Source organism: Kitasatospora sp. NPDC032757 (genome assembly GCF_055579305.1).
Genome location: NZ_JBVINN010000032.1, coordinates 81,381 through 102,796 on the forward strand (window position 1 = coordinate 81,381; position 21,416 = coordinate 102,796).

The window sequence follows — 21,416 nt, forward strand, 5'->3', positions numbered from 1 at the left end:
CGCCGGGCTCCGCCGACTGTGCTGCCGGTCCGGGCGTAGGGGCGGAGCGGGGGCAGGGAGGACCGGGCGTAGGGCGGACCGAACTGCCTGGTCCGCTACGCCCAGGCCGCCGCTACTCCCCGGTCAGCCCGTAGGCCTGGGCGATCAGCCCGTACGAGCGGTAGCGGGCCTCATGGCCGTGGATGTGCGAGGTGACCATCAGCTCGTCCACCCCGGTCCGCTTGCGCAGCGCCTCCAGGCCGTCGGCCACCTCTCCGGGCGAGCCCAGGACGACATTGCCCAGCCAGTCGTCGACGAAGTCCGCCTCCACCGGGCTGTACGGGTAGGCCTCGGCCTCCTCCGGTGTGGGGATCGGCCCCGGATTTCCGCGCCGCAGCCGGAGCATCCCGAGCGCCGCCGAGCGGGCCAGCCTGCGGGCGGAGGCCTCGTCGTCGGCCGCGACCGCGCTCACCCCGATCAGCGCGTACGGCTCGTCGAGCACGGCCGAGGCACAGAACGACGAGCGGTAGAGGTCGAGGGCCGGGATGGTGTTGGCGCTGCTGAAGTGGTGCGCGAAGGCGAACGGAAGGCCGAGCCGCCCGGCCAGCTGGGCACTGAAGCCGGACGAACCGAGCAGCCAGACGGGCGGACGCCCGTCGCCCTTCGGAACGGCCGTGAGCCGTGCATAGGAGTGGCCGGCCGGGAAGTCACCGTCCAGGAAGTGGGTCAGCTCGGCCAGCTGCTGGGGGAAGTCGTCGGCGCCCTCGGCCAGGCCTCGGCGCAGGGCCCGGGCGGTGGCCGGGTCGGTGCCGGGCGCGCGGCCGAGCCCGAGGTCGATACGGCCGGGGTGCAGCGCCTCCAGCAGGCCGAACTGCTCGGCGATCGCCAGTGGGGCGTGGTTGGGCAGCATCACCCCGCCCGAGCCGAGCCGGAGCGACGTGGTGTGGGCCCCGAGGTGAGCCAGCAGGACCGCCGGGGTGGAGCTGGCGACGCCGGGCATGCCGTGGTGCTCGGCGACCCAGAAGCGGTGGTAGCCCCATTCCTCCGCACTGCGGGCCAGGGTCGTGGTCGCAGCCAGTGCCTCGGACGGGGTGTAGCCGACGCCGACGGTGGCCAGGTCCAGGATGGAGAGCGGCGCGGGGGCCGTGCCGCGGACGGTGCCACGGATCGCCGCGCCGGTCTGCGGCTCGGGCCCGCGCTCCTGCTGGTCGTCGGTGGTCATGCCGTCCGCCCTTCTGGCCGCCCTGGCGGCCGCTCCTGTGGCCGTCGTGACGGCCGACCTCGAGGCCATCTCTCCGGCCGTCTCTCCGGCCGTCTTGATGACCGTCTTTTCGGCTGCGAACGACCGCGTCCTTGGCCGGCGGTCGCTGCTGCCGACGGACGTCAACCACGCCACCGGTCCGGGTGTTCCCGGCCCCCGGAGCCCGGTCTCCGTCGCCGCGGCCCGGCGCGGGCCATGTCGCCACGCGACGGACCGGCGCGAGCCGTGCCGCTGCACGACCGGCGAGCGACAGCCTGCCTACCGACCGTTCGGCTGACTCACAGCCAGCAGACGGACACGTGTGGCGACTTCACGCCACCGCGGGAAGTCGCCAGCCGCAGGGCTCGCGATCGGCGCCCGGCGTCCGGCAGGCTAGGGGGCAGAGCGGATCACCCAACCGGATCCGTCCTCAACAGCAAGGTCATCGGGCTGGACCAGCGCCGATCGATCCCCACGAGCCCCCGGAGCGGCACCCCGCCCCGGGGGTTCGCGCCTTTGTGAGGTCCGGCACAGCCGGGGTGCTTCATGGCATGAAAAGTCGAGGCGCTAGCGTTGTCCCCTGCAGCCATCTGCTCCCCCTGGGCAGCCTGGAGGGAGTCGGACCTTGGACATCTCAGCGGTGATCGGATCCTCATGGATCTGCGCCCTGGCGCTCTTCGCCGTACTCGGCGACGCCTTCCTCCCCTTCATCCCCAGCGGGACGCTGGTCATCCTGGCCGTGCTCAAGACGGCGCAGATAGACGGCGCGCCACTGCTGCTGGGGCTCGGCGTGGCGGTGGCCTCGTTCCTCGGGGACCTGCTTCTCCTCCAGCTCGCCCGCCGTGGCGCCCCTTCGGTGCAGCGACGACTCGAACACCGCCCCAAGCTGGCCGCCAGCGTGGCCCGGGTCCAGCAAGCGTTGGACGGACGGACCACCGGGGCGGCCGCCGCGATGGTGGTCGTCGCACGCTTCGTGCCGGCCGGGCGCACCGTCCTCGACCTGGCTATCGGCCACTCCCCCGCCCAGCCGCACCGATTCCTCCGCTGGTCCGCCCTGGCCGCGCTGATCTGGGCCGCCTACATCGTCACGCTGGGCTGGCTCAACAGCCACTGGTTCGACACCGCCTGGCTGAGCCTCGCGGTCTCCTGCGCTGCCGCCACCGCGGTCAGCACGACGATCGCCCGGATCGTTCGCCGCCACCGCCGGCTCGCCACCATCTGACGCCCCGAGGGCTCATCTCCCGGCGGTTCATCGCCGACAGACCGTCGACTCACCCTGCGACACGCCCGAGCAATACCAGGGTGGGTGGAGCCGAGCGTCACAGGACGGCAACAGAAGGACTGTCTCCGCAGCCCCTGCGCACGCATTCTGCGTATTGACTGTCAATGGACCTCGGCACCTTGGTGCCCCCTGCGTCCACATGGCATGCTAAAAGCAGAATAATCATCAATTGCCTGATTTGACCGGTACGGCCCACGGACGCCATCACCACCCGGCCAGCGGCACCCAGGGGAGACCATGACCAACATCTCGCGCAGGACCGTGCTCAGTGCCACCGCCGCGACCGTGGCCCTCGGCGCAGTGACGGCGTGCTCCAGCGGCGGATCGGGTTCGGGGTCGGGTTCAGGGTCGAGTACCGCCCCCACCCCGGGCAGCAGCAGTGCAGACAACGGACCGACGGGCAGCGGCTCTCCGAGCAAGGGTGCACCCAAGGGGACTCCGATCGGCGACGGTTCCACGTCCGACACCGGCCCCCAGCCGAACCAGCCCAAGCCGGAGAAGCTCAAGCCCGGTGAGCGCCCGCCGCAGTTCGTGGTGTTCTCCTGGGACGGCGCCGGCGCCACCGACGACGGCCAGTTCCCCCGCTTCCTCAAGCTGGCCGAGGAGCACAAGGCGTCGATGACCTTCTTCCTCTCCGGGATCTACACCCTCCCGAAGGGCAAGTCCGACCTGTACCACCCGCCGAAGCACTCGGTCGGCGCGTCCGACATCCCGTACCTGTCGGACGGCGCGGTCAAGAACACGATCAAGCTGATCAGCCAGGCCTGGCTGGCCGGCCACGAGATCGGCACCCACTTCAACGGGCACTTCTGCTCGACCCGCTCGGACGGCAACGGCGTCAACAAGTGGACGCCGGAGGACTGGCAGAGCGAGATCGACCAGGCGATCGGGTTCGTCACCCAGTGGCGGACCAACACCGGCTTCACCGACGTCGACCCGCTCCCCTTCGACTACAAGAAGGAGCTCATAGGCGGCCGCACCCCGTGCCTCGAAGGGCAGAAGGCCCTGCTTCCGACCGCGGCCAAGATGGGCTGGAAGTACGACGCCAGCTCCTCCGGCGGCCAGCAGATATGGCCGCAGAAGGTGCAGGACGGCAAGGTCTGGGACTTCCCGCTGCAGAGCATCCCGTTCCCGGGGCACGCCTTCCAGGTCCTGTCGATGGACTACAACATCCTGGCCAACCAGTCGGCCGGCAGCACCAAGGGCGACCCGGCCAAGTACAACGACTGGCGCACCCAGGCCCGGGACGCCTACCTCGCCGGGTTCGACCGGGCCTACAACAGCAACCGCGCGCCGTTCTTCATCGGCAACCACTTCGAGCAGTGGAACGGCGGCATCTACATGGACGCCGTCGAGGAGACCCTGAAGACCATCGCGGGCAAGCCGGACGTCCGGCTGGTGTCCTTCCGGCAGCTGGTCGACTGGCTGGAGGTGCAGGACCAGTCCACGATCCGCAAGCTTCGCTCGCTGAACGTGGGGCAGGCGCCGGCCGGCGGGTGGGAGTCCTTCCTCGGCACCGCCGGCTGAGCAGCGCGCACCGCCCCCAGTCAGGCACACCCGCGACGCACCGGCCGGCGCAGCCGTGACGTACCGGCCGGCGTAGCGTGACGGACCGGCCGACGGGGCCGCAACAACCAGCCCTGCCTGCCGGTTCCCCGACTGCTACCCGGCCGCCGGCCCGGTGCCGAGGAGGCACTGAACCACGGCCTCGCTGCCGGCCCGCCCCCAGAGGATCGAGTAGTGATTGGTGTCGGGCACCAGCGACGACGCCACCACCCGGGCCTTGTCCAGGCCTGCCATCGCGATCCGCTTGTCGTCGTAGAGGCCCTGCGGCTCGTCGAGCAGGCCGCGTTCCGCCCACAGCAGTTCACCGGGGCAGGGCAGCCGGTGCACCGCGGCGGCCGCGTCCTGGTCCAGCAGGACCTGTGCGCCGTCGGTCTGAACCGCCTCCAGGACGCAGGCGGAACGCAGTTCGGGCTCGGTGCCGATCAGATCGCGCTGGGTGTAAGCATCGATCTCCTCCGACCAGTCGGCGTTGAAGGCGGGGTGCTGCTGCCAGAACGCGCGGTAGGCGGCGCGGTCCGGGAAGGTCATCGACAACCGGGCCAGGGCCGGGCCGAGCACCGCGGCCAGCGCCTCCTCCTCCCGGACGCCCTCCGGAAGCGGGAAGCTGACCGCCCCGTCGACCAGCACTACGCGGCTGACCAGCTCGGGGTGGCGCACGGCCGTCAGCGCCGTGATCCAGGCGCCCATGGAGTGCCCTACGACCGGCGTCGGCCCCAGGTCGAGCGCGGTGATCAGGGCGGCCATGTCGTCCGCGTGCCGGGCCAGGCCGTACGGCCCGCCCACGGTCCGGCTGGCCCCGCGTCCACGCAGGTCGGGTGCGAGCAGTGTGGCCCGGCCGGCGAGCCTGCGGGCGATCTCGAACCAGGCCATGCCGTTGGCGGTGATGCCGTGCACCGCCACGACGGTAGGAGCCCCCGGCACGGTGGCGGGCCAGCGGAGCACCGCCAAGTCGCCCCCGGGAACGGGGACCGTCAGCTGCTCGGGCTGCGGGAATGACCGGCTCACGCGGGGGTACCTCCTGTAGGGCGGGCACCGGGGGCACCGGCCTGGCCGGTGGCCCGGGCCGATCGGCCGGAGCGGGCGACACGGATGCGGGCAGGCAGTCTGGCCAGGCCGCCGGGCAGCAGGTAGACCACGGCGACGAAGAGGCCGCCCAGCAGGAAGAGCGGCTGGGAGAGCGGGACACGCAGGACGGCGGGAAGGCCGGCGATGGTCTCGGAGTTGGCGAGGTCGCCGAGCCGGTGACCGGCCCAGGTGTAGATGACGCCGCCGAGCAACGGCCCCCAGCGGGTACCGGATCCACCGAGGACGACCATCACCAGCAGTGAGAGCGTGGCGTCGGAGGTGGCGGCCTGCGGAGTGGCCCCACCGGTCAGCAGGAGGTAGACGACCCCACCCACCGCGGCGAGGGCTCCGGCGAGGACGAAGGCCATCAACTTGTAGCCGTAGGGGCGGAGTCCGAGCACCTCGACCCGGCGCTCGTTCTCCTTGATGCCCTCCCAGACCCGCCCGGCCGGGGAGCCGACGGCCCAGTGGACCGCAGCCAGGGTGAGCACCAGGTAGGCGACGGCGATCCAGTAGAGGTTGGCGGTGTTCTCGATGCCCAGGAAGGCGGAGGGCAGTTGGTCGGCCGGCGCCGACCGGCCCTCCTCGCCACCGGTGACGCCGCCGGGGTTGCGCTGGACGAGGATCGAACCGGCCTGTGCGAAGGCCAGGGTGACCATGGAGAACCCGATGCCGGTGACGCGGAGGCTGACCGAGCCGAGCAGCAGGGCCAGCGCGACGGCACAGGCGACGCCGAAGGGTGCCGCCGCGGCGAACGGCAGTCGGAGCTCCAGCATGCCGAGGTTGGTGGCGTAGAGGCCGGTCGCGAAGTAGAGCGCGTGGCCGAAGGAGAGCAGTCCGGTACGGCCGAGCAGGAGGTCGTAGCCGGTGGCGAGGGCTCCGTAGAGCAGGCACAGGGCGATGAGTTGGAGGCTTCCGGGGCTGCCGAGCGGGCCGTCGAGCAGTCCCGGGACGGGAAGCGCACTGTATGGGGCGACAAGGAGCAGGATCAGCAGAGCGATCGGCCACCAGCGTAGCGCTCGGTGCACCGCTGTCGAGCGCTCAGTGATTGATTCACCTGTTCGAGGGATGGCGCCGGCCTCGCCCGTCCGTCCAGAATGTCTCTCGGCAGGGCTGGTGTCAGTCCCCCCTGCTGAAGTGGCGGCAGTGCGGTCGGCCGCGGTGCCACCGGTGCTCGTGGTGGAGGTGTTGGTGCTCACGCGAGCCTCCCGGTTAGTCCGCGGGGTCGTACGAGGAGCAGTACGGCCAGTAGGACGACGACCGACAGGTCGCCGAGCCCTGCAGCGGTGTAGTAGTTGGCGAACTGCTGGACGAGGCCGACACAGACCGAGGCCACGGCGGCCCCGGTGACGGAACCCATACCGCCCATCACGACAACGACAAAGGCGAAGATGAGCAGGCTGGTCCCCTGGCCGGGGTTGACCGAGCCGAAGTAGAGGCCGCCGAGGGCACCGCCGAGAGCGGCGGCGGCGCCACCGAGGGCGAAGACGAGGGTGAACGCCTTGCGGACGTCGATGCCGAGCGCCGTGACCATCGCCCGGTCCTCGACGCCGGCGCGGACGATCAGCCCGTAGCGGGTACGGGCGAGGAACAACCGAAGAGCGAGCAGCAGCAGGGCCGCCGCGGCCACCAGCACGAAGCGGTTGACCGGGACGGTCGCACCGAACAGGCGCCAGGTGCCGGAGAGCAGCTCCGGCTGCGGGAAGGGCCGGGCGTCCGCGCCCCAGATGCCCATGAGGAGAGCGGGCACGGCCAGCCCGACGCCGACGGTGGCGAGGATCTGGTCGCGCGGCCGGCTGTAGAGCGGCCGGATCAGGAAGAGCTCCAGCAGGACGGCGGCGGCCGTCCCGACCAGCGTGCCGAACGGCACGGCGAGCCAGAAGGGGAAGCCGGCCTCCGTGCCGGCCCACCACGTGGCATAGGCGCCGATGGAGAGCAGGGCGCCGTGCGCGAAGTTGAGCACGTCCATCAGACCGAAGATCAGCGAGAGACCGGAGGCCACCAGGAAGTACAGCGCACCCAGACCGAGTCCGGTACAGGTGAGGAGGACGATCGTGTCCATCAGGGGTTCACCTCCGTGGTGACAGCAGGGCCGGGTGGAGCCTGGCCGGCCGCCGGGGAGCCGGTCACCTGACGGCCGTCGACCGCGGCGCCGGCCGTCAGAGCGGCGGTCACCACGGGACCGGCTCCGGGTCGGCGGCTGCCGACGCCCAGCAGGCGGCGGGCCGCCGCCTCGTCGGCCAACAGCTCGGCGGTGCCGCCCCGGTGGGCGGTGCGGCCGTCGGCCAGCACGGCGCAGGTACCGGCGAGCCGGCGAACGAGGGCGAGGTTCTGCTCGACCAGGAGAACGGGCACGGCCTCGGCCGCGCGTGCCAGCACGTCGGCCACCTCCGCCACGATCTTCGGCGCCAGGCCCTTGGTGGGCTCGTCGGCGATGATCAGCCGGTTGCGGTTGAGCAGGGTCCGGCCGATCGCCACCATCTGCTGCTGGCCGCCCGAGAGGGTTCCGGCCAACTGGTGGGCCCGCTGCTTGAGTTCGGGAAACAGGTCATGGACGAGGTGGTAGGCCGGTTCGGCGTCGTGGTCCCGCTCGGCCAGACGCAGGTTCTCGGCGACCGTGAGGCCCGCGAAGATACCGCGGTCCTCGGGGGCGTACCCGATGCCCTGACGGACCACGAGGTGTGTAGGCAGACCGGAGAGTTCGGCACCCGCGAACAGCACGCCGCCGGTGCGCGGTACCAGGCCCATCACGGCCTTGACCGTGGTGGTCTTGCCCGCGCCGTTGCGTCCGAGCAGCGCGGTGACGCCGGTCGGCGCCACGTCGAAGTCGACCCCGTGCAGGATGTGCAGTCCGTTGATGACCACCCGCAGATCGCGAACGGAGAGGAGGGCCCCGTCGACAGCCGGTGCTCCGGATGGGGCACCGGGCCCGGCGGTGTGGGCGACGCCGGCAATAACACCGGAGGAGGTAGTGGGGAAGGCAGAGTCGGTCACAGCGCCTCGCCCAGGTAGGCCTGTTGCACCGTGGCGTCCGCCATCACTGCCTCAGGGGTGTCCAGTGCGAGCAGGGTTCCGTGGTGCATCACGGCCAGGCGGTCGGCCAGGCCGAGCAGGACATCCATGTGGTGCTCCACCATCAGTACGGTGCGGCCGAGGTCGCGGTGCACCGAGCGGATCAGCTCGGTGAGGGCCGGCACCTCCTCCGCGCTGACCCCGGCCATCGGCTCGTCCAGCAGGATCAGCCGCGGGTCGGAGACGAGCAGGACGGCGAGTTCGAGCTTGCGCTTCTCGCCGTGGGAGAGCGCACTCGCCAAGGTGCCTGCCCGGTGCCGGAGTTCGGTGCGCTCCAGGGTCTCGGACACCTGCTCCGCGTAGCGGTCGGCGCGGCGCCAGATCCGGTACGAGGCCCGCGGCCCGGCCGCGGCCTGGGCGGCCAGCCGGACGTGGTCGGCCACCGTCATGCCCGGCCAGAGAGAGGAGGTCTGGAACGTACGACCGAGCCCGCGGCGTGCCCTGGCGTGAACGGCCTCGGAGGTGATGTCGGTGCCGTCGAGTTCGAGGGTGCCGTGGCTCGCCGGGTAGATACCGGAGATCAGGTTGAAGAGGGAGGTCTTGCCGGCACCGTTGGGCCCGATGAAGGCGATGAACTCGCCTTCCCCGACCGAGAAGGAGACGTCTTCGACGATCGGCACACCGCGGACGGACCAGCCGAGACCGGTGAGCCGCAGCACCGGCGTGCCCATGGCGGAGGATGCGACCTTGGTGAATGACGCCGTAGCCGCGGTGGGCGGGGCCATGACCCCGGCGGACGTGGGCGTGGCCCCGGCCGACGCGGGCGAGGGCCCAGCGGGCGAGGGCGTGCCCATGGCGGACGAAGCAGGACCGGGCATCGGGATCAGCCCGCCATCGGGGTGACCGGCGGCGCCGCCTCGTCCGCGGTCAGCGTCTTCTCCACGGCCGGCTTGGCGGCAGCGCCGGTACCGGTCAACCGGACCTGGAACATCGGCTGGAGCAGGGCGTGGTCCTCGGCACGAACCGTGGCCCGCCCCTTCACTCCGTCGAAGCTCCAGCCCTCCAGCGACTTGACCAGCGCCGAAGTGTCATCGGTCGAGCCGTGGTTGGCCTCGATCGCGTGCACGATCATCTGGGCGGCGGTGAAGCCGTCCGGGGTGAAGATGTCGGACTTGCCGCCCCCGGCGGTGACGGCCTCGTCCATGGCCTTCTCCACGGGGGTGCCGGCGGCACCCCCGAAGTAGTGGTCCAGGAAGGAGATCTTCTCGCCCGCCGGGCCGAAGAGCGGGTAGGAGGCGGCGAGGTCCAGGCCGGTGACGACCTTGGTCTCGGCGAAGACGTCCTGCTGGTTCAGCGCCGTCCACAGGGCCGATGAGGTGTCGCCGGCCCAGGCGACGAACAGCAGGTCGGGCTTGGCGGTCTTGGCCTGGGTGGCGAAGGGGGTCAGGTCGGTCGCGCTCGGCGGGGCGAGCACGGCGTCGACCGTGGCGCCCTGGGTGCCGAGCACGGCCTTGACGGCTGCCACGTTGGCCTGTCCGAAGGCGTTGTCCTGAGCGAGCACGGTGACCTTCCTGCCCTTGGCATCACCGATGAACGAGGCCGCGGTCCTGATGTCCTGGTAGGACTGGCGGCCGGAACGGAAGGTGTACTTGTTCAACCCGGTGACCTTGTCGGCGGCGGCCGGGCCGCTGATGAAGAGCACCTTGTTCTGGGCGGCGATCGGGCCGACCTGGAGGGCGACACCCGAAGCGGTGGAGCCGGCCAGGATCTTGTGCCCCTTGCCGATCAGGTCCTTGGCGGCCGACACCGCCTTGGCCGGGTCACCCGCGTCGTCCTGCTCCTCGAACTCGATCTTGTGCCCGTCGACCGCGCCGGTGCCCTTGGTCGCGTAGTTCAGACCGGCCTTGAAGCCCTCCAGGTACTGCTTGCCGTACGCGGCCAGCGGCCCGGTCCTGGAGTACACCAGCCCGACCTTGACCGGTCCCTTGGAGCCGCCGCCGTCCGCCGCGGTGGTGCCCGCCGTACCGGCCTCGGCGCAGCCGGCCGCGAGGAGGGCGCAGGCCGCGATCGCGGCAAGTCTGCGGCCGGGGCCGGCAGCTGCCTTGCGGGCCGTGCCGGCAGCTCCGGCTGTGCCTGCGGAGGCACCGGAGGCGGTCCTGGTGAGGGCTGTCGAGCTGCGCATGATGACCGACTCCTGGGGGGTGCTGCGGGGGTGGATGCCGGAACCGTAGGTGTGGCGCGAAAGCTGCAACATGTGCCCGGTCGACGTATCAGCCCGCCTGGATATGGCTGCGCCCGCCATACCACCGCACCTGCGGCCCACCGGCGATCACCCGGTGTGGGCGGCCGCCACGGGTCGGCGTACGTGCGTGGCGTCGCCCGCCATGGCACGGGCAGGGCGCGCACGGTGACGGTGGTGGCGGGCGAGGGCACTCCCCTCCCTCCACCCACCCCCGTTCACCCACACCCCCTCACGAGGTGACCCTTTGGACAAGGTCCTGGACTCCGCCGCCGCAGCGGTCGGGGACATTCCCGACGGAGCGGTGCTGGCCGTCGGCGGCTTCGGCCTCTGCGGCATCCCCAGCACCCTGATCGGCGCCCTGGCCGCCACGGACACCACCGGCCTGCGGGTGGTGTCCAACAACTGCGGGGTGGACGACTGGGGGCTCGGCCTGCTGCTACGGGCCGGGCGGATCGCCCGGATGACCTCCTCCTACGTCGGCGAGAACAAGGAGTTCGCCCGGCAGTACCTCTCCGGCGAGCTGGAGGTGGAGCTGACGCCGCAGGGCACCCTCGCCGAGCGGCTGCGGGCCGGGGGCGCCGGCATCCCGGCGTTCTTCACCCCCGCCGGGGTCGGCACCCAGGTCGAGGAAGGCGGGCTGCCCTGGCGGTACGGGGCGGACGGCTCGGTGGTACTGGCCTCACCGCCGAAGGAGGTCCGGGAGTTCGGAGGCCGCCGCTACCTGCTGGAGGAGGCCATCACGGCCGACTTCGCCCTCGTCCGCGCCGAGGTGGCGGACCGGCACGGCAACTGCGTCTTCCACGCGGCCGCCCGGAACTTCAACCCGCTCTGCGCGGCGGCCGGCCGGATCACCCTGGTCGAGGCGGACCGGATCGTCGAGCCGGGCGAGCTCGGGCCCGACGTCGTCCACCTCCCCGGCGTGTACGTCGACCGGGTGGTCGCCGCCGATCCCGCGGACCGCCGCGTCGAGCGTCGGACCGTCCGCACCGCACCTCAGGAGGCCTGACCGCGATGACCACCAGGACGACCACCGAGACCACCGAGCCGATCACCGAGCCGACCTCCGCCACGTCCGCCGAGCCGACCGCCACCGTGTCCGCCCTGGCGCCCACCCACCCCGCAGAGGCGCCCACCCCGCTCGCCCCCGGAAGCCCACCAGCCCCCTGCGACCCGCTCGACCCGCGCGGCCCACTCGACCCCCGGAACGCGCTCGCCGCACGGGCCGCCCGCGAGCTGAGGGACGGCCAGTACGTCAACCTGGGCATCGGCCTGCCGACCCTGATCCCCAATCACCTTCCGCCCGGCGTCCACGTGGTGCTGCACTCGGAGAACGGCATCCTGGGCGTCGGCCCGTACCCGGAGGACGGGGCCGAGCACCCCGATCTGATCAACGCGGGCAAGGAGACCGTGACGGTCGCCGCCGGGGCCTCGTACTTCGACTCCGCGTTCTCCTTCGGCATGATCCGGGCGGGCCGGATCGACGTCTCCGTCCTGGGGGCGATGCAGGTCTCGGCCGCCGGGGATCTCGCCAACTGGATGATCCCGGGCAAGATGGTCAAGGGCATGGGCGGCGCCATGGATCTGGTGCACGGCGCCCGCCGGCTGATCGTCGTCATGGAGCACACGGCGAAGGACGGCTCGCCGAAGATCGTCGACGAGCTCTCACTCCCGGCGACCGGCCGACGGGTTGTCGACCGGATCGTCACCGATCTGGCGGTCATCGACGTCACACCGGCCGGGCTGCGCCTGGTGGAGACGGCCCCGGGGGTGGGATTCGAGGAGGTCCGGACGGCGACCGGGCCGCGCCTTCTGCCGATCGGCTGAGAACGACCGCCCCAGCAGCACGCACGCGAAGACGAGAAAGACGGACACGCGTGTAGGGACACGCCACGTACGGACACGCCGACTACGGAGACGCGAACCACGGACGCGCGGGAGAGGCACGCGACGGCGACCCCGGCGGCGACATGCGGAGACACGAAGGCCGGACTGCCCGCGCGGCGGTCCGGCCTTCGCGCATTTATTCGACCGACCCGGAATGCCCGGATGTGAATCCACCCCCATAGCACCGTCGGCGACCCGAATGGCCGGGAATCGTCATATCTTCATGCTTGCGCAATGATCGTTTCTCAGATCGGTTGCGATCACGTCTGCGCTCCGGGAGAGTTGGGGAAGCCAAGGGTCCCGCACCCCCGGAGGGGAGTCCGGAGAACGAGCGGGGGTCCCGCATTCGAGGTAGCCACGCAGATACACGACAATATCGATCGTATACGTTTTAATGATTGACGGCCCGGAAACTGCCTGGAAACGGCGCAGTTCACCGGGCGGTGTTCTGCTTCGAAAGCAAGGCTCTGGGGGGAGCGCTCGATCCCAGCGCGCGCAGTTCGCAGCGCGGGACTCCAGGTCGCATACCCCCGGTCGGAGCACGCACGAACGGCCGGCGCAAGCGGCCGGCCACGGGGGGAGCCACACATGATCAAGCTGTTCTCGCGACAGACGGACGCCGAAGCCAGAACCGCCCCGGAAGCACCCACCCCGCAGACATCCACCCCGCCGACACCCACCCCGGCCATGCACGCTCCGGAGACCGCCGCTCCGGAAGCCACGGTCGAGGACGACCTTCGCTCCATACCGGTCCCCGAAGCCCCTTACGACTACGTCCACTTCAGTCGCCTGGCCGGCCCGGCCACCACCCCCGAAGTCACCGATCCCGCCAAGACCATCGATCCCGCGAAGACCACCGATCCCGCCAAGGCCACCGATCCCGCCAAGGCCACTGATCCCACCACCGACCCCGAGCCCACCGAAGCGTCCGAGCCCGCCGAGGCGTCCGCCCCTCCCTACCGCGTCCAGTACCGCAGCCTGCTGCGCCGCGAGCCGCACCGGATCCGGGCGGCGCTGCTCCTGCTGGCCGCGCCGCTGGTCGAGGCGGTGCTGCTCGTCTGGCTGCTGCTCCCCGGCCACTGGCCGGTCCGGCCGGGCGAGACGCACGCCTGGCTGCTGCTCGGCGACAAGGTGATGATCGGGATCATCGCGGTGGTCGAGGTGTTCCGGCTGGTCAACGTGGTCTCCAACACCCACGCCACCCTGGTCGCCCGCGACCCCGTCCCGGTCACACCCGAGGCGGGCACCCGGGTCGCGTTCATCACCACCTGCGTGCCGGGCAAGGAGCCGCCGGAGATGGTGCGCACCACGCTCACCGCCGCGTTGGCCGTCCGGCACGACGGTCCGTACGACGTCTGGCTGCTCGACGAGGGAAACGATCCTGCTATGCGCGCGCTCTGTGCCGAGCTCGGTGCACGGCACTTCAGCCGGCGCGGGGTCGAACAGTGGAACCAGTCCAAGGGCCGGTTTCGCGCCAAGACCAAACACGGCAACTACAACAGCTGGCTCCAGGCGCACGGCGGCGCCTACGACTTCTGGGTCTCGGTGGACACCGACCACGTCCCGCTACCGGAGTTCTGCGAGCGGATGCTCGGCTACTTCCGCGACCCGGACGTCGCGTTCGTGGTCGGGCCGCAGGTCTACGGGAACTACCGCAGCTCGGGGTCGGCGGTCACCAAGTTCTCGGAAAGCCAGCAGTTCCTGTTCCACGCGCTGATCCAACGGGCCGGGAACCGTTACGGCGCACCGATGTTCGTCGGCACCAACAACGCCGTTCGGATCAGCGCGCTGCAGTCGATCGGCGGCCTGTACGACTCGATCACCGAGGACATGGCGACCGGGCTGGAGTTCCACCGCCGCCGGAACCCGGCCACCGGCGCGCGCTGGACGTCGGTCTACACGCCTGACGTGCTGGCGGTCGGCGAGGGGCCGTCGTCCTGGACCGACTTCTTCTCCCAGCAACTGCGCTGGAGCCGGGGCACCTACGAGACCCTGCTCACCCAGTACTGGCGGGCGGCCTGGCGGCTGTCGCCCGGCCGGCTGCTCAACTACACGCTGATGGTCTGCTTCTACCCGATGGCGGCCTTGACCTGGCTGCTCGGCGGCGTGTCGAGCGTGCTCTACCTGGGGTTCGGGGCATCGGGCGTCCATGTGTCGTCCGAGATCTGGATGATGCTGTACAGCGACGCGGCCGCCCTCCAGGTGCTGCTCTACACCTGGAACCGGAAGCACAACGTGAGCCCGCACGAGCCGGCCGGGTCGTCCGGAGTCGCCGGGATGGTGATGTCGGCGCTCTGCGGGCCGATCTACGCAGCATCGTTTCTGCAGGCGGCACTTCGCCTCCGCAGTCGCTTCGTGGTGACACCGAAGGGGGACTCGGCCAGCCCGGACCGGGTGACGACGTTCCGGATCCACCTGTTCTGGGCGCTGGTGTTCGGCGGCGCGGTCACCGCGTCCTTCTTCACCGGACACGATCACGTCGCCATGCGCACCTGGGCCTGCCTGGCGTTCTTCCTCAGCGTGCTGCCGATGCTCGTGCTGGCCGCCGACGCCGTCCGGCGCCGCCGGGCCCGGCCGACGTCCACCCTCTCGGTCACCGGCGCCGCGACGACCTCAACAGCAACGGCCCCGGCAAAGGGCGCCGCCCCCGCCCCCGTCGTCCCCGCGCAGAGCCGTACCGAACCCGCCCCGGCGCCCACCACCACACGCTGAACCGCACCCGCAGCACGAGGGGACCAACCACCGTGAAGATCCGCAACGCCGGCCGCACCAGGCGCTTCGCCCTCGGCAGCACGGTCGCGCTGACCGTCGCCGGGATGAACGCGCCGGCCGTGCTCGGCTTCGCCGACGCGCAGTACCACGACTACGTGATCAACCGCCCCGAGTACAAGGCCGAGTACGGCCACTGGCAGACCGTCGTCCTCCCCGCCGCGTTCCGGATCAACGCCGTCCATGCCAGCCTGCTGCGCACCGGCAAGGTCCTGATCATCGCCGGTTCCGGCAATGACCAGCGCAGCTTCGACGCGGGCAGCTTCAAGAGCGTGCTCTGGGATCCGGCCAGGAACACGTACAAGGTGGTCCCGACCCCGGCCGACATGTTCTGCGGCGGCCACACCGCCCTGCCCGACGGGCGGTTGCTGGTGGCCGGCGGCACCCAGCGGTACGAGGCGCTGGACGGCGCGGTGAAGAAGGCGGCGGGCACCATGCGGGTGCGCAACGAGAACCCGGACGCGGCCCGGACGTTCCCCAAGGGCACCGTGTTCACGGCCCCGAACGGCCGCGAGTACGTGTCGACCGCCGAGGTGACCGTCCCGGCCGCGGTCAAGACCGGCGCCGGCGACCGCACCGTCGTCAAGGCCAGCGAGCAGCACGTCTTCGTGGAGGCGGTCGCGCAGGGCGCCGACTACGTCAACAACTCCCCCGCCCAGTACTCGATCAAGGGCCTGAGCGGCGCCGAGGCCCGGAACATCTACGGCATGGCCGACCGCATGACGCTGGAGAAACAGGACTTCCAGGGCATCCGCTCCGCCTTCGAGTTCAACCCGGACACCGAGATGTACGAGCAGGTCACCGACATGGCGTACGCCCGTTGGTACCCGACGCTCACCGGGCTGGGCGACGGGCGGGTGGTCACCGTCTCCGGGCTGGACGACACCGGACAGATCCTCAGCGGCAACGACAACGAGATCTACGACCCGGCGAACAAGACCTGGTCCAAGGCGCCCGACCGCTACTTCCCCACCTACCCGTCGATCTTCCTGACCGCCTCCGGCAAGCTCTTCTACTCCGGTTCCAACGCCGGCTACGGCCCGGCGGACAAGGGCCGCGAGCCGGGGCTCTGGGACCTCGGGGACAACAGCTTCCAGCCGGTGCCGGGGCTGCGCGACCCCGCTCTCACCGAGACCTCGTCCTCCGTACTGCTGCCGCCCGCCCAGGCACAGAAGGTGATGGTGCTCGGCGGCGGGGGCGTCGGCGAGTCCCCGCTCTCCACCGCCCGCACCGACATCGCCGACCTCTCCGCCGCCAAGCCCGTCTTCACCCCCGGCCCGGACCTGCCGGCCGGCGGCACCCGCTACCTCAACAGCGTGATCCTGCCGGACGACACCGTGTTCACCACCGGCGGCTCCAGCGACTACCGGGGCAAGCACAAGAGCGACCTGCTCAAGGCGCAGATGTACCACCCGGACACCAACACCTTCACCACCGCGGCCGAGCCGACCGTCGGGCGGAACTACCACTCCGAGGCGCTGCTGCTCCCCGACGGCCGGGTGGTGGTCCTCGGCTCCAACCCGCTCTTCGCCGACAAGGCCGACGCCGAGCCGGGCACCTTCGAGCAGCGGATCGAGATCTACACACCGCCGTACCTGTTCCACGGTGAGCGGCCGCAGTTGACCGACGCGCCGGCCACCGCGCGGCTCGGCACCGGCATCACGGTCAAGTCCCCCAAACCGGACGGCGTGGTGACCGCCAAGCTGGTCCGGCCGAGTTCGGTCACCCACGCGACCGACGTCGAACAGCGGTCGGTGGCCCTGGACGTCGGCGCGCGCTCGGACGGCGGCGTCGCGCTCACCCTTCCCGCCAACCCGGACCTGCTCCCGCCGGGCTGGTACATGCTGTTCGTGACGGACGGCTCCGGCACCCCCTCGGTGGCCCGGTGGATCAAGGTGACGGCCTGACCGATCAGGGTGACCGCACAGCCGGCGTCCGCAGAGCGGCTATGCGCCCCCGCGCGCCAGCCCCAGGGCGTACGGCAGCCAGAACTCGCCCGCCCGGGGCTCGCCGCGGCCGCACTCGCCGTCGGACTCGCCGGGGTTCTTGATCCAGAGGTAGGCGTCGACGCCGGAGCGGCCGGTCTCGGTGGTGGGCGGTTCGCCCAGCGCACGGCCGGGCGGGTTGCACCAGGCGTCGCCGCTCAGCGGGCCGTTGCCGTTGCGGCTGGTGTCGATGACGAAGTGTTTCCCGCCCAACGCGGCGGAGAGCTCGGTGCCGTACGCCGCGTTCCGGTCGGTGCCGTAGAAGTTGGAGACGTTGACCGCGAAGCCGTCCGCCACCGCGACACCGGACTTGCGCAGGGCGTCGGACATCGCCGACGGGTCCTGTGCCCAGCCCGGGTTGCCCGCGTCCAGGTAGACGCGCACCTGCGGGCGCTTCTTCAACTCCTGTACGGCGAAGGCCAGCAGGCCGTACCTCTCGACAGCGGCCGCCCCCTTCACCCCGCAGGCGTCCAGGGTGTGTGCGACGGCGTCCGGCTCCAGGACCACCCACGCCTTGCGGTCGCCCAGCGCCTCCGCCAGGCCGGTGATCCAGGAGCGGTAGGCCGCGGCGTCCGACGCACCGCCGGCCGAGTACTGGCCACAGTCGCGGTGCGGAATGTTGTACGCGACGAAGACCGGTGTACGGTCCACGGCGGCGGCCCGGCGGCTCACCTGCTCGACGATGCCCTTGGCCGCCTGGTCGCCGAGCCACTGCGAGGAGGGCTGGGCGGCGATCTTCAGCAGGGTGTCGGCCTCGGCCGCCCGGCCCTGGCCGCGCAGGGTGACGAGCTGCTGGGCGGCCGAGGTCTGGTCGGAGACGTAGAAGGTCTGGCCCGGCAGCTGGGCGAGCCCGGCGGCAGACGCCCCTCCGGCGGCACCGCCGGCCGAACCGGTCGTCTCCCCCGAACCGGCCGAACCCGCCGTTCCCCCCGCCGCACCGGCCCCGGTCGGCGCAGGCGCCGCCCCCGTGCCCGAACGGCCGCCCGAACCCCCGGACGCGCCACCGCCGTTGCACCCCGCAATGCCTGCCACCAGCCCCAGCAAAGCCGCCCCCGCAGCCAGCCGGAACCCCGCTCCTCGCCCTACCCGGCGCACGTACCGCCCCTCCCCAGACCCGGTCCGGCGACCCGGTCGGCACCCAGCTTCGCACACCGGGTACCGCCCGGCGGCCGAGGCCGGTGAACAGCGGGCAGCGGCGACGAGTAGACGAGGCATCAGCTCATCGCGAGGCCGTCAGCCCTGCTTGAGGTTCGGCACCTGCCAGTCGATCGGGTCGACGCCGAAACCGTCCAGCGCCTCGTTGATCTGCGAGAACGGCCGGCTGCCGAAGAACAGCTTGGCCGAGAGCGGCGACGGGTGGGCGCCCTGGACCACGACGTGCTTGGTGGTGTCGATCAGCGGCAGCTTCTTCTTCGCGTAGTTGCCCCAGAGCACGAAGACCACCGGCTCCTCGCGCGCGCTCACCGCCTTGATCACCGCGTCGGTGAACTTCTCCCAGCCCTTGGCCTTGTGCGAGTTGGCCTCGTGCGCGCGCACGGTGAGCACCGCGTTGAGCAGCAGCACGCCCTGCTCGGCCCAGTGCTTCAGGTAGCCGTTGTCCGGCGCCGGAATGCCGAGGTCGGCATCCAGCTCCTTGAAGATGTTGCGCAGCGACGGCGGCGTCTTGGTGCCCGGCAGCACGGAGAAGCTCATGCCGTGGGCCTGGCCGTCGTCGTGGTACGGGTCCTGGCCGAGGACCAGCACGCGGACCTTCTCGTACGGGGTGGCCTCCAGCGCGGAGAACTCCTGCCCGCTCGGCGGGAAGACCTGGTGCTCCGCGCGCTCGGCCGCCACGAAGGCCGCCAGCTCGGCGAAATACGGCTTCTCCGTCTCGGCGCCCAGCACCTCTCGCCAGGCCTCGGGCAGCTCCAGCCCGGCACCCGCTCCAGCCTCGCCCACGCCCGTCTCGACCGCTTCCGCCTCAACCGTGTCCGTCACGACATCAACCTCCCACCGGACGGCCGCTCACCGCCGCACCGCCCCGACCCTCGGACGCACCGCGGTCTCGCGCCGCACGCCCACTTTCCACCCCGAACGCTACACAGCCCGACTGACACTTCACTCCGCCGGAGCCGCCCGCCCCACCCGCACGTGCTCGACCACGTTCAGCGCCACCAGCAGCACCGCGAGCGTCACCAGCACCACGAGCGCCGGCAGCCGCACCATCACCGGGACCAGCCCCAGCACCACCACCGCCGCCACGATCCGCGTCGTCGACACCGCGCGGAACATCATCCACCGGGTGTACCCGAAGGTCAGCAGGTACAGCCCGCAGCCCCCGTACAGCAGCGCCACCGAGCCCGCGCCGAGCACCTGTCGCGGGTCGGCCACCGTCTCGCCGAAGCCGACCGCCACCGCGATCACCCCGGCCACCAGCGCCAGGTGCCCGTACTGGAACACCCGGCGGATCACGTCCCGGCGCGAGTCCGCCACGGTGACGGCATGCCGCATGGCGTCCGCCGCATAGACGAAGTACTGCCACCAGAGCCCGCAGGAGATGGTGAACGCCGCCGCCACCGCCCCCAGTTCGGCCGCGTCGAGCCGGGCGCCGGCGGCCGTGGCGCCGATTCCGACGATCGACTCGCCGAGAGCGACCAGCAGGAACAGCGCGAACCGCTCCGGCATGTGCGACGGGTGGTAGGCCACCTTGGCCAGGCGGTTGCGGAACAGCACCGGCCCCGACAGGTCGCAGAGCGCCGCCAGCGACCAGAGCACCATCCGCGGCCCCTCCGGCAGCAGCCCGCCCACCACCAGCAGCGGTCCGCTGACCAGCACGCCCACCCCGTACGGCCCACGCCAGACGCCCGGGACGCGGATCAGCATCACCAACAGCACCACCCGGGCCGCCCAGTACCCGGCGCCCAACAGCACACCCCGGCCCTCGTACGCGCCGGGCACGGCCAGCGCCATGAAGAGGCCGGCCAGCCCGACGCCGAGGATGCCGATCCGGTCCCGCGGGGTGTCGACGTCCCGGATGTTGGCCTGCACCGTGGTGCCGACCCAGCACCAGTAGACCGGCACGAACACCACCAGGGCCTGCGCGACGCCCGCCCAGTCGTGGTGGTGGTGCAGCAGGCCGGACACCTGGGTGATCGCGAAGACGAAGACCAGGTCGAAGTAGAGCTCCGCCCAGGTCACCCGCTTCTCATCGGTGAACGGCTCGGCGAACTGCTCGGCCCTCGCTTCGGCCCTCGGCTCGGCCCTCGGTTCGGTGACCGGCTCCGTTAACGGCTCGGTCACCGGTCCGGTCACCGGCTTCGTGCGCTGCCCGGCGACGTCACCGCCGGACTCCCCCGTGGACCGCCTGCCGAACTCCCCCGTGGAGCCCCCGCCGGACTCCCTCGTCGTGCTCATCCGCCCCTCCTCCGCACACGCAACAGCTGGGCACAACACGCGGGCCCCACCCCGGCCGGACGGCCAGGGCAGGGCCCGGAAACGAACAGTGGTGAGGCTAGACCAGGCCGACCAGGTCCGCGATCGAGTTGACCACCCGGGTCGGCCGGTACGGGAAGCGCTCCACGTCGGCGGCGGCGGTCAGACCGGTGAGCACCAGGATGGTCTCCATGCCCGCCTCCATGCCCGCCACGATGTCGGTGTCCATCCGGTCGCCGATCATGACGGCGGTCTCCGAGTGGGCGCCCGCCGTGTTCAGCGCCTCGCGCATCATCAGCGGGTTGGGCTTGCCGACGAAGTACGGCTCCACGCCGGTCGCCTTGGTGATCAGCGCCGCGACCGAACCGGTGGCCGGCAGCACGCCCTCGGTCGACGGGCCGGTCTCGTCCGGGTTGGTGCAGATGAACCGGGCACCCTGGTTGATGAGGCGGATCGCCTTGGTGAGCGCCTCGAAGCTGTAGGTGCGGGTCTCACCGAGGACGACGTAGTCCGGGTTGTTGTCGGTCAGCACGTAGCCGGCCTGGTAGAGCGCGGTGGTGAGGCCCGCCTCGCCGATCACGTACGCGGTGCCGCCCGGGCGCTGGCCCTCGAGGAACTTGGCGGTGGCCAGGGCCGAGGTCCAGATGCACTCCTCGGGCACCTCCAGGCCCATGCCGGCCAGACGGGCGCTGAGGTCGCGCGGGGTGTAGATGGAGTTGTTGGTCAGCACCAGGAACGGCTTGCCGGACTCCCGCAGCCGGCGCAGGAACTCCTCCGCGCCGGGGATCGGCGTGCCCTCGTGGATGAGGACCCCGTCCATGTCGGTCAGCCAGGACTCGATGGGCTTGCGGTCTGCCACGTGCGTGTCTCCCGAAGTCTTGCAAGGGTCGTGCTCTTGCAACGTCTAGCGATGGTCGTACGAATCCGCGGCGCACCGCCGTCACCGTTGCGCCTCCCACCAGCCGGGCCCTCCTCGGGACG

The 21,416-nt window shown here is 71.4% G+C and carries 17 protein-coding genes; 6 read left to right on the top strand and 11 right to left on the bottom strand.

The genetic code is table 11. From position 1 onward, the window contains the following. Positions 1-112 precede the first annotated feature (112 nt). Positions 113-1,201, bottom strand: a complete 1,089-nt coding sequence (locus ACZ5WK_RS28820) for an LLM class flavin-dependent oxidoreductase (RefSeq protein ID WP_465551539.1) — start codon at positions 1,199-1,201, stop codon at positions 113-115. Between the two features lie 643 nt (positions 1,202-1,844). Here ACZ5WK_RS28820 and ACZ5WK_RS28825 point away from each other — a divergent pair. Both ACZ5WK_RS28825 and ACZ5WK_RS28830 read left to right on the top strand, forming a co-directional pair. Beyond that, positions 1,845-2,441 carry a DedA family protein gene (locus ACZ5WK_RS28825; RefSeq protein ID WP_465551541.1) on the top strand — a complete coding sequence of 199 codons (597 nt, stop codon included), beginning with the start codon at positions 1,845-1,847 and terminating at the stop codon, positions 2,439-2,441. 297 nt (positions 2,442-2,738) lie between these two features. Then, entirely contained in the window at positions 2,739-4,028 is a 1,290-nt protein-coding gene (locus ACZ5WK_RS28830; RefSeq protein ID WP_465551543.1) for a polysaccharide deacetylase family protein, read from the top strand. Positions 4,029-4,163: 135 nt separating this feature from the next. Here ACZ5WK_RS28830 and ACZ5WK_RS28835 read toward each other — a convergent pair whose 3' ends face one another. The 6 genes from ACZ5WK_RS28835 to ACZ5WK_RS28860 all read right to left on the bottom strand — a co-directional run bounded on the left by ACZ5WK_RS28835 (position 4,164) and on the right by ACZ5WK_RS28860 (position 10,326). Continuing rightward, on the bottom strand, positions 4,164-5,072 hold the full coding sequence (locus ACZ5WK_RS28835) for an alpha/beta fold hydrolase (RefSeq protein ID WP_465551545.1): 909 nt from the start codon (positions 5,070-5,072) through the stop codon (positions 4,164-4,166). Further along, a complete protein-coding gene (locus ACZ5WK_RS28840; protein WP_465551547.1) occupies positions 5,069-6,160 on the bottom strand; it encodes a branched-chain amino acid ABC transporter permease in 1,092 nt (363 codons plus the stop codon). Before ACZ5WK_RS28840 ends, ACZ5WK_RS28835 begins: the two co-directional genes overlap by 4 nt. A 167-nt stretch (positions 6,161-6,327) precedes the next feature. Next, positions 6,328-7,194: a branched-chain amino acid ABC transporter permease gene (locus ACZ5WK_RS28845; RefSeq protein ID WP_465551549.1), complete on the bottom strand. Its 867-nt coding sequence runs from the start codon at positions 7,192-7,194 to the stop codon at positions 6,328-6,330. Next, the gene (locus ACZ5WK_RS28850; protein ID WP_465551551.1) at positions 7,194-7,997 is read right to left on the bottom strand and encodes an ABC transporter ATP-binding protein; all 804 of its coding nucleotides are present in this window, start codon (positions 7,995-7,997) and stop codon (positions 7,194-7,196) included. Before ACZ5WK_RS28850 ends, ACZ5WK_RS28845 begins: the two co-directional genes overlap by 1 nt. A 125-nt stretch (positions 7,998-8,122) precedes the next feature. Then, complete coding sequence (locus ACZ5WK_RS28855; RefSeq protein ID WP_465551553.1) at positions 8,123-8,875, bottom strand: ABC transporter ATP-binding protein; 753 nt, start codon at positions 8,873-8,875, stop codon at positions 8,123-8,125. Between the two features lie 152 nt (positions 8,876-9,027). Further along, on the bottom strand, positions 9,028-10,326 hold the full coding sequence (locus tag ACZ5WK_RS28860; RefSeq protein ID WP_465551555.1) for a substrate-binding domain-containing protein: 1,299 nt from the start codon (positions 10,324-10,326) through the stop codon (positions 9,028-9,030). Between the two features lie 304 nt (positions 10,327-10,630). Between ACZ5WK_RS28860 and ACZ5WK_RS28865 the strand changes: the two genes are divergently transcribed. The 4 genes from ACZ5WK_RS28865 (at position 10,631) to glxA (ending at position 16,946) form a co-directional block, all read left to right on the top strand. Then, the gene (locus ACZ5WK_RS28865; RefSeq protein ID WP_465551557.1) at positions 10,631-11,392 is read left to right on the top strand and encodes a CoA transferase subunit A; all 762 of its coding nucleotides are present in this window, start codon (positions 10,631-10,633) and stop codon (positions 11,390-11,392) included. 227 nt (positions 11,393-11,619) lie between these two features. Continuing rightward, a complete protein-coding gene (locus ACZ5WK_RS28870) occupies positions 11,620-12,210 on the top strand; it encodes a 3-oxoacid CoA-transferase subunit B (RefSeq protein WP_465551587.1) in 591 nt (196 codons plus the stop codon). Between the two features lie 648 nt (positions 12,211-12,858). Next, positions 12,859-14,982 (top strand): glycosyltransferase family 2 protein, encoded by a 2,124-nt coding sequence (locus tag ACZ5WK_RS28875; RefSeq protein ID WP_465551559.1) that lies wholly within the window; start codon positions 12,859-12,861, stop codon positions 14,980-14,982. A gap of 32 nt (positions 14,983-15,014) precedes the next feature. Then, a complete protein-coding gene (gene glxA, locus ACZ5WK_RS28880) occupies positions 15,015-16,946 on the top strand; it encodes a radical copper oxidase GlxA (protein ID WP_465551561.1) in 1,932 nt (643 codons plus the stop codon). Between the two features lie 39 nt (positions 16,947-16,985). Here the strand turns inward: glxA and ACZ5WK_RS28885 are convergent, their stop codons facing one another. From ACZ5WK_RS28885 to ACZ5WK_RS28900, 4 genes are all read right to left on the bottom strand, one after another. Next, a complete protein-coding gene (locus ACZ5WK_RS28885; RefSeq protein WP_465551563.1) occupies positions 16,986-18,056 on the bottom strand; it encodes a glycoside hydrolase family 6 protein in 1,071 nt (356 codons plus the stop codon). Positions 18,057-18,257: 201 nt separating this feature from the next. Next, positions 18,258-18,935: a uracil-DNA glycosylase gene (locus tag ACZ5WK_RS28890; protein WP_465551589.1), complete on the bottom strand. Its 678-nt coding sequence runs from the start codon at positions 18,933-18,935 to the stop codon at positions 18,258-18,260. A gap of 186 nt (positions 18,936-19,121) precedes the next feature. Next, positions 19,122-20,417, bottom strand: a complete 1,296-nt coding sequence (locus tag ACZ5WK_RS28895; protein ID WP_465551564.1) for a low temperature requirement protein A — start codon at positions 20,415-20,417, stop codon at positions 19,122-19,124. Positions 20,418-20,514: 97 nt separating this feature from the next. Then, positions 20,515-21,294, bottom strand: coding sequence for an HAD-IIA family hydrolase (locus ACZ5WK_RS28900; protein ID WP_465551566.1), 780 nt, complete (start codon positions 21,292-21,294; stop codon positions 20,515-20,517). Between the last annotated feature and the right edge of the window lie 122 nt (positions 21,295-21,416).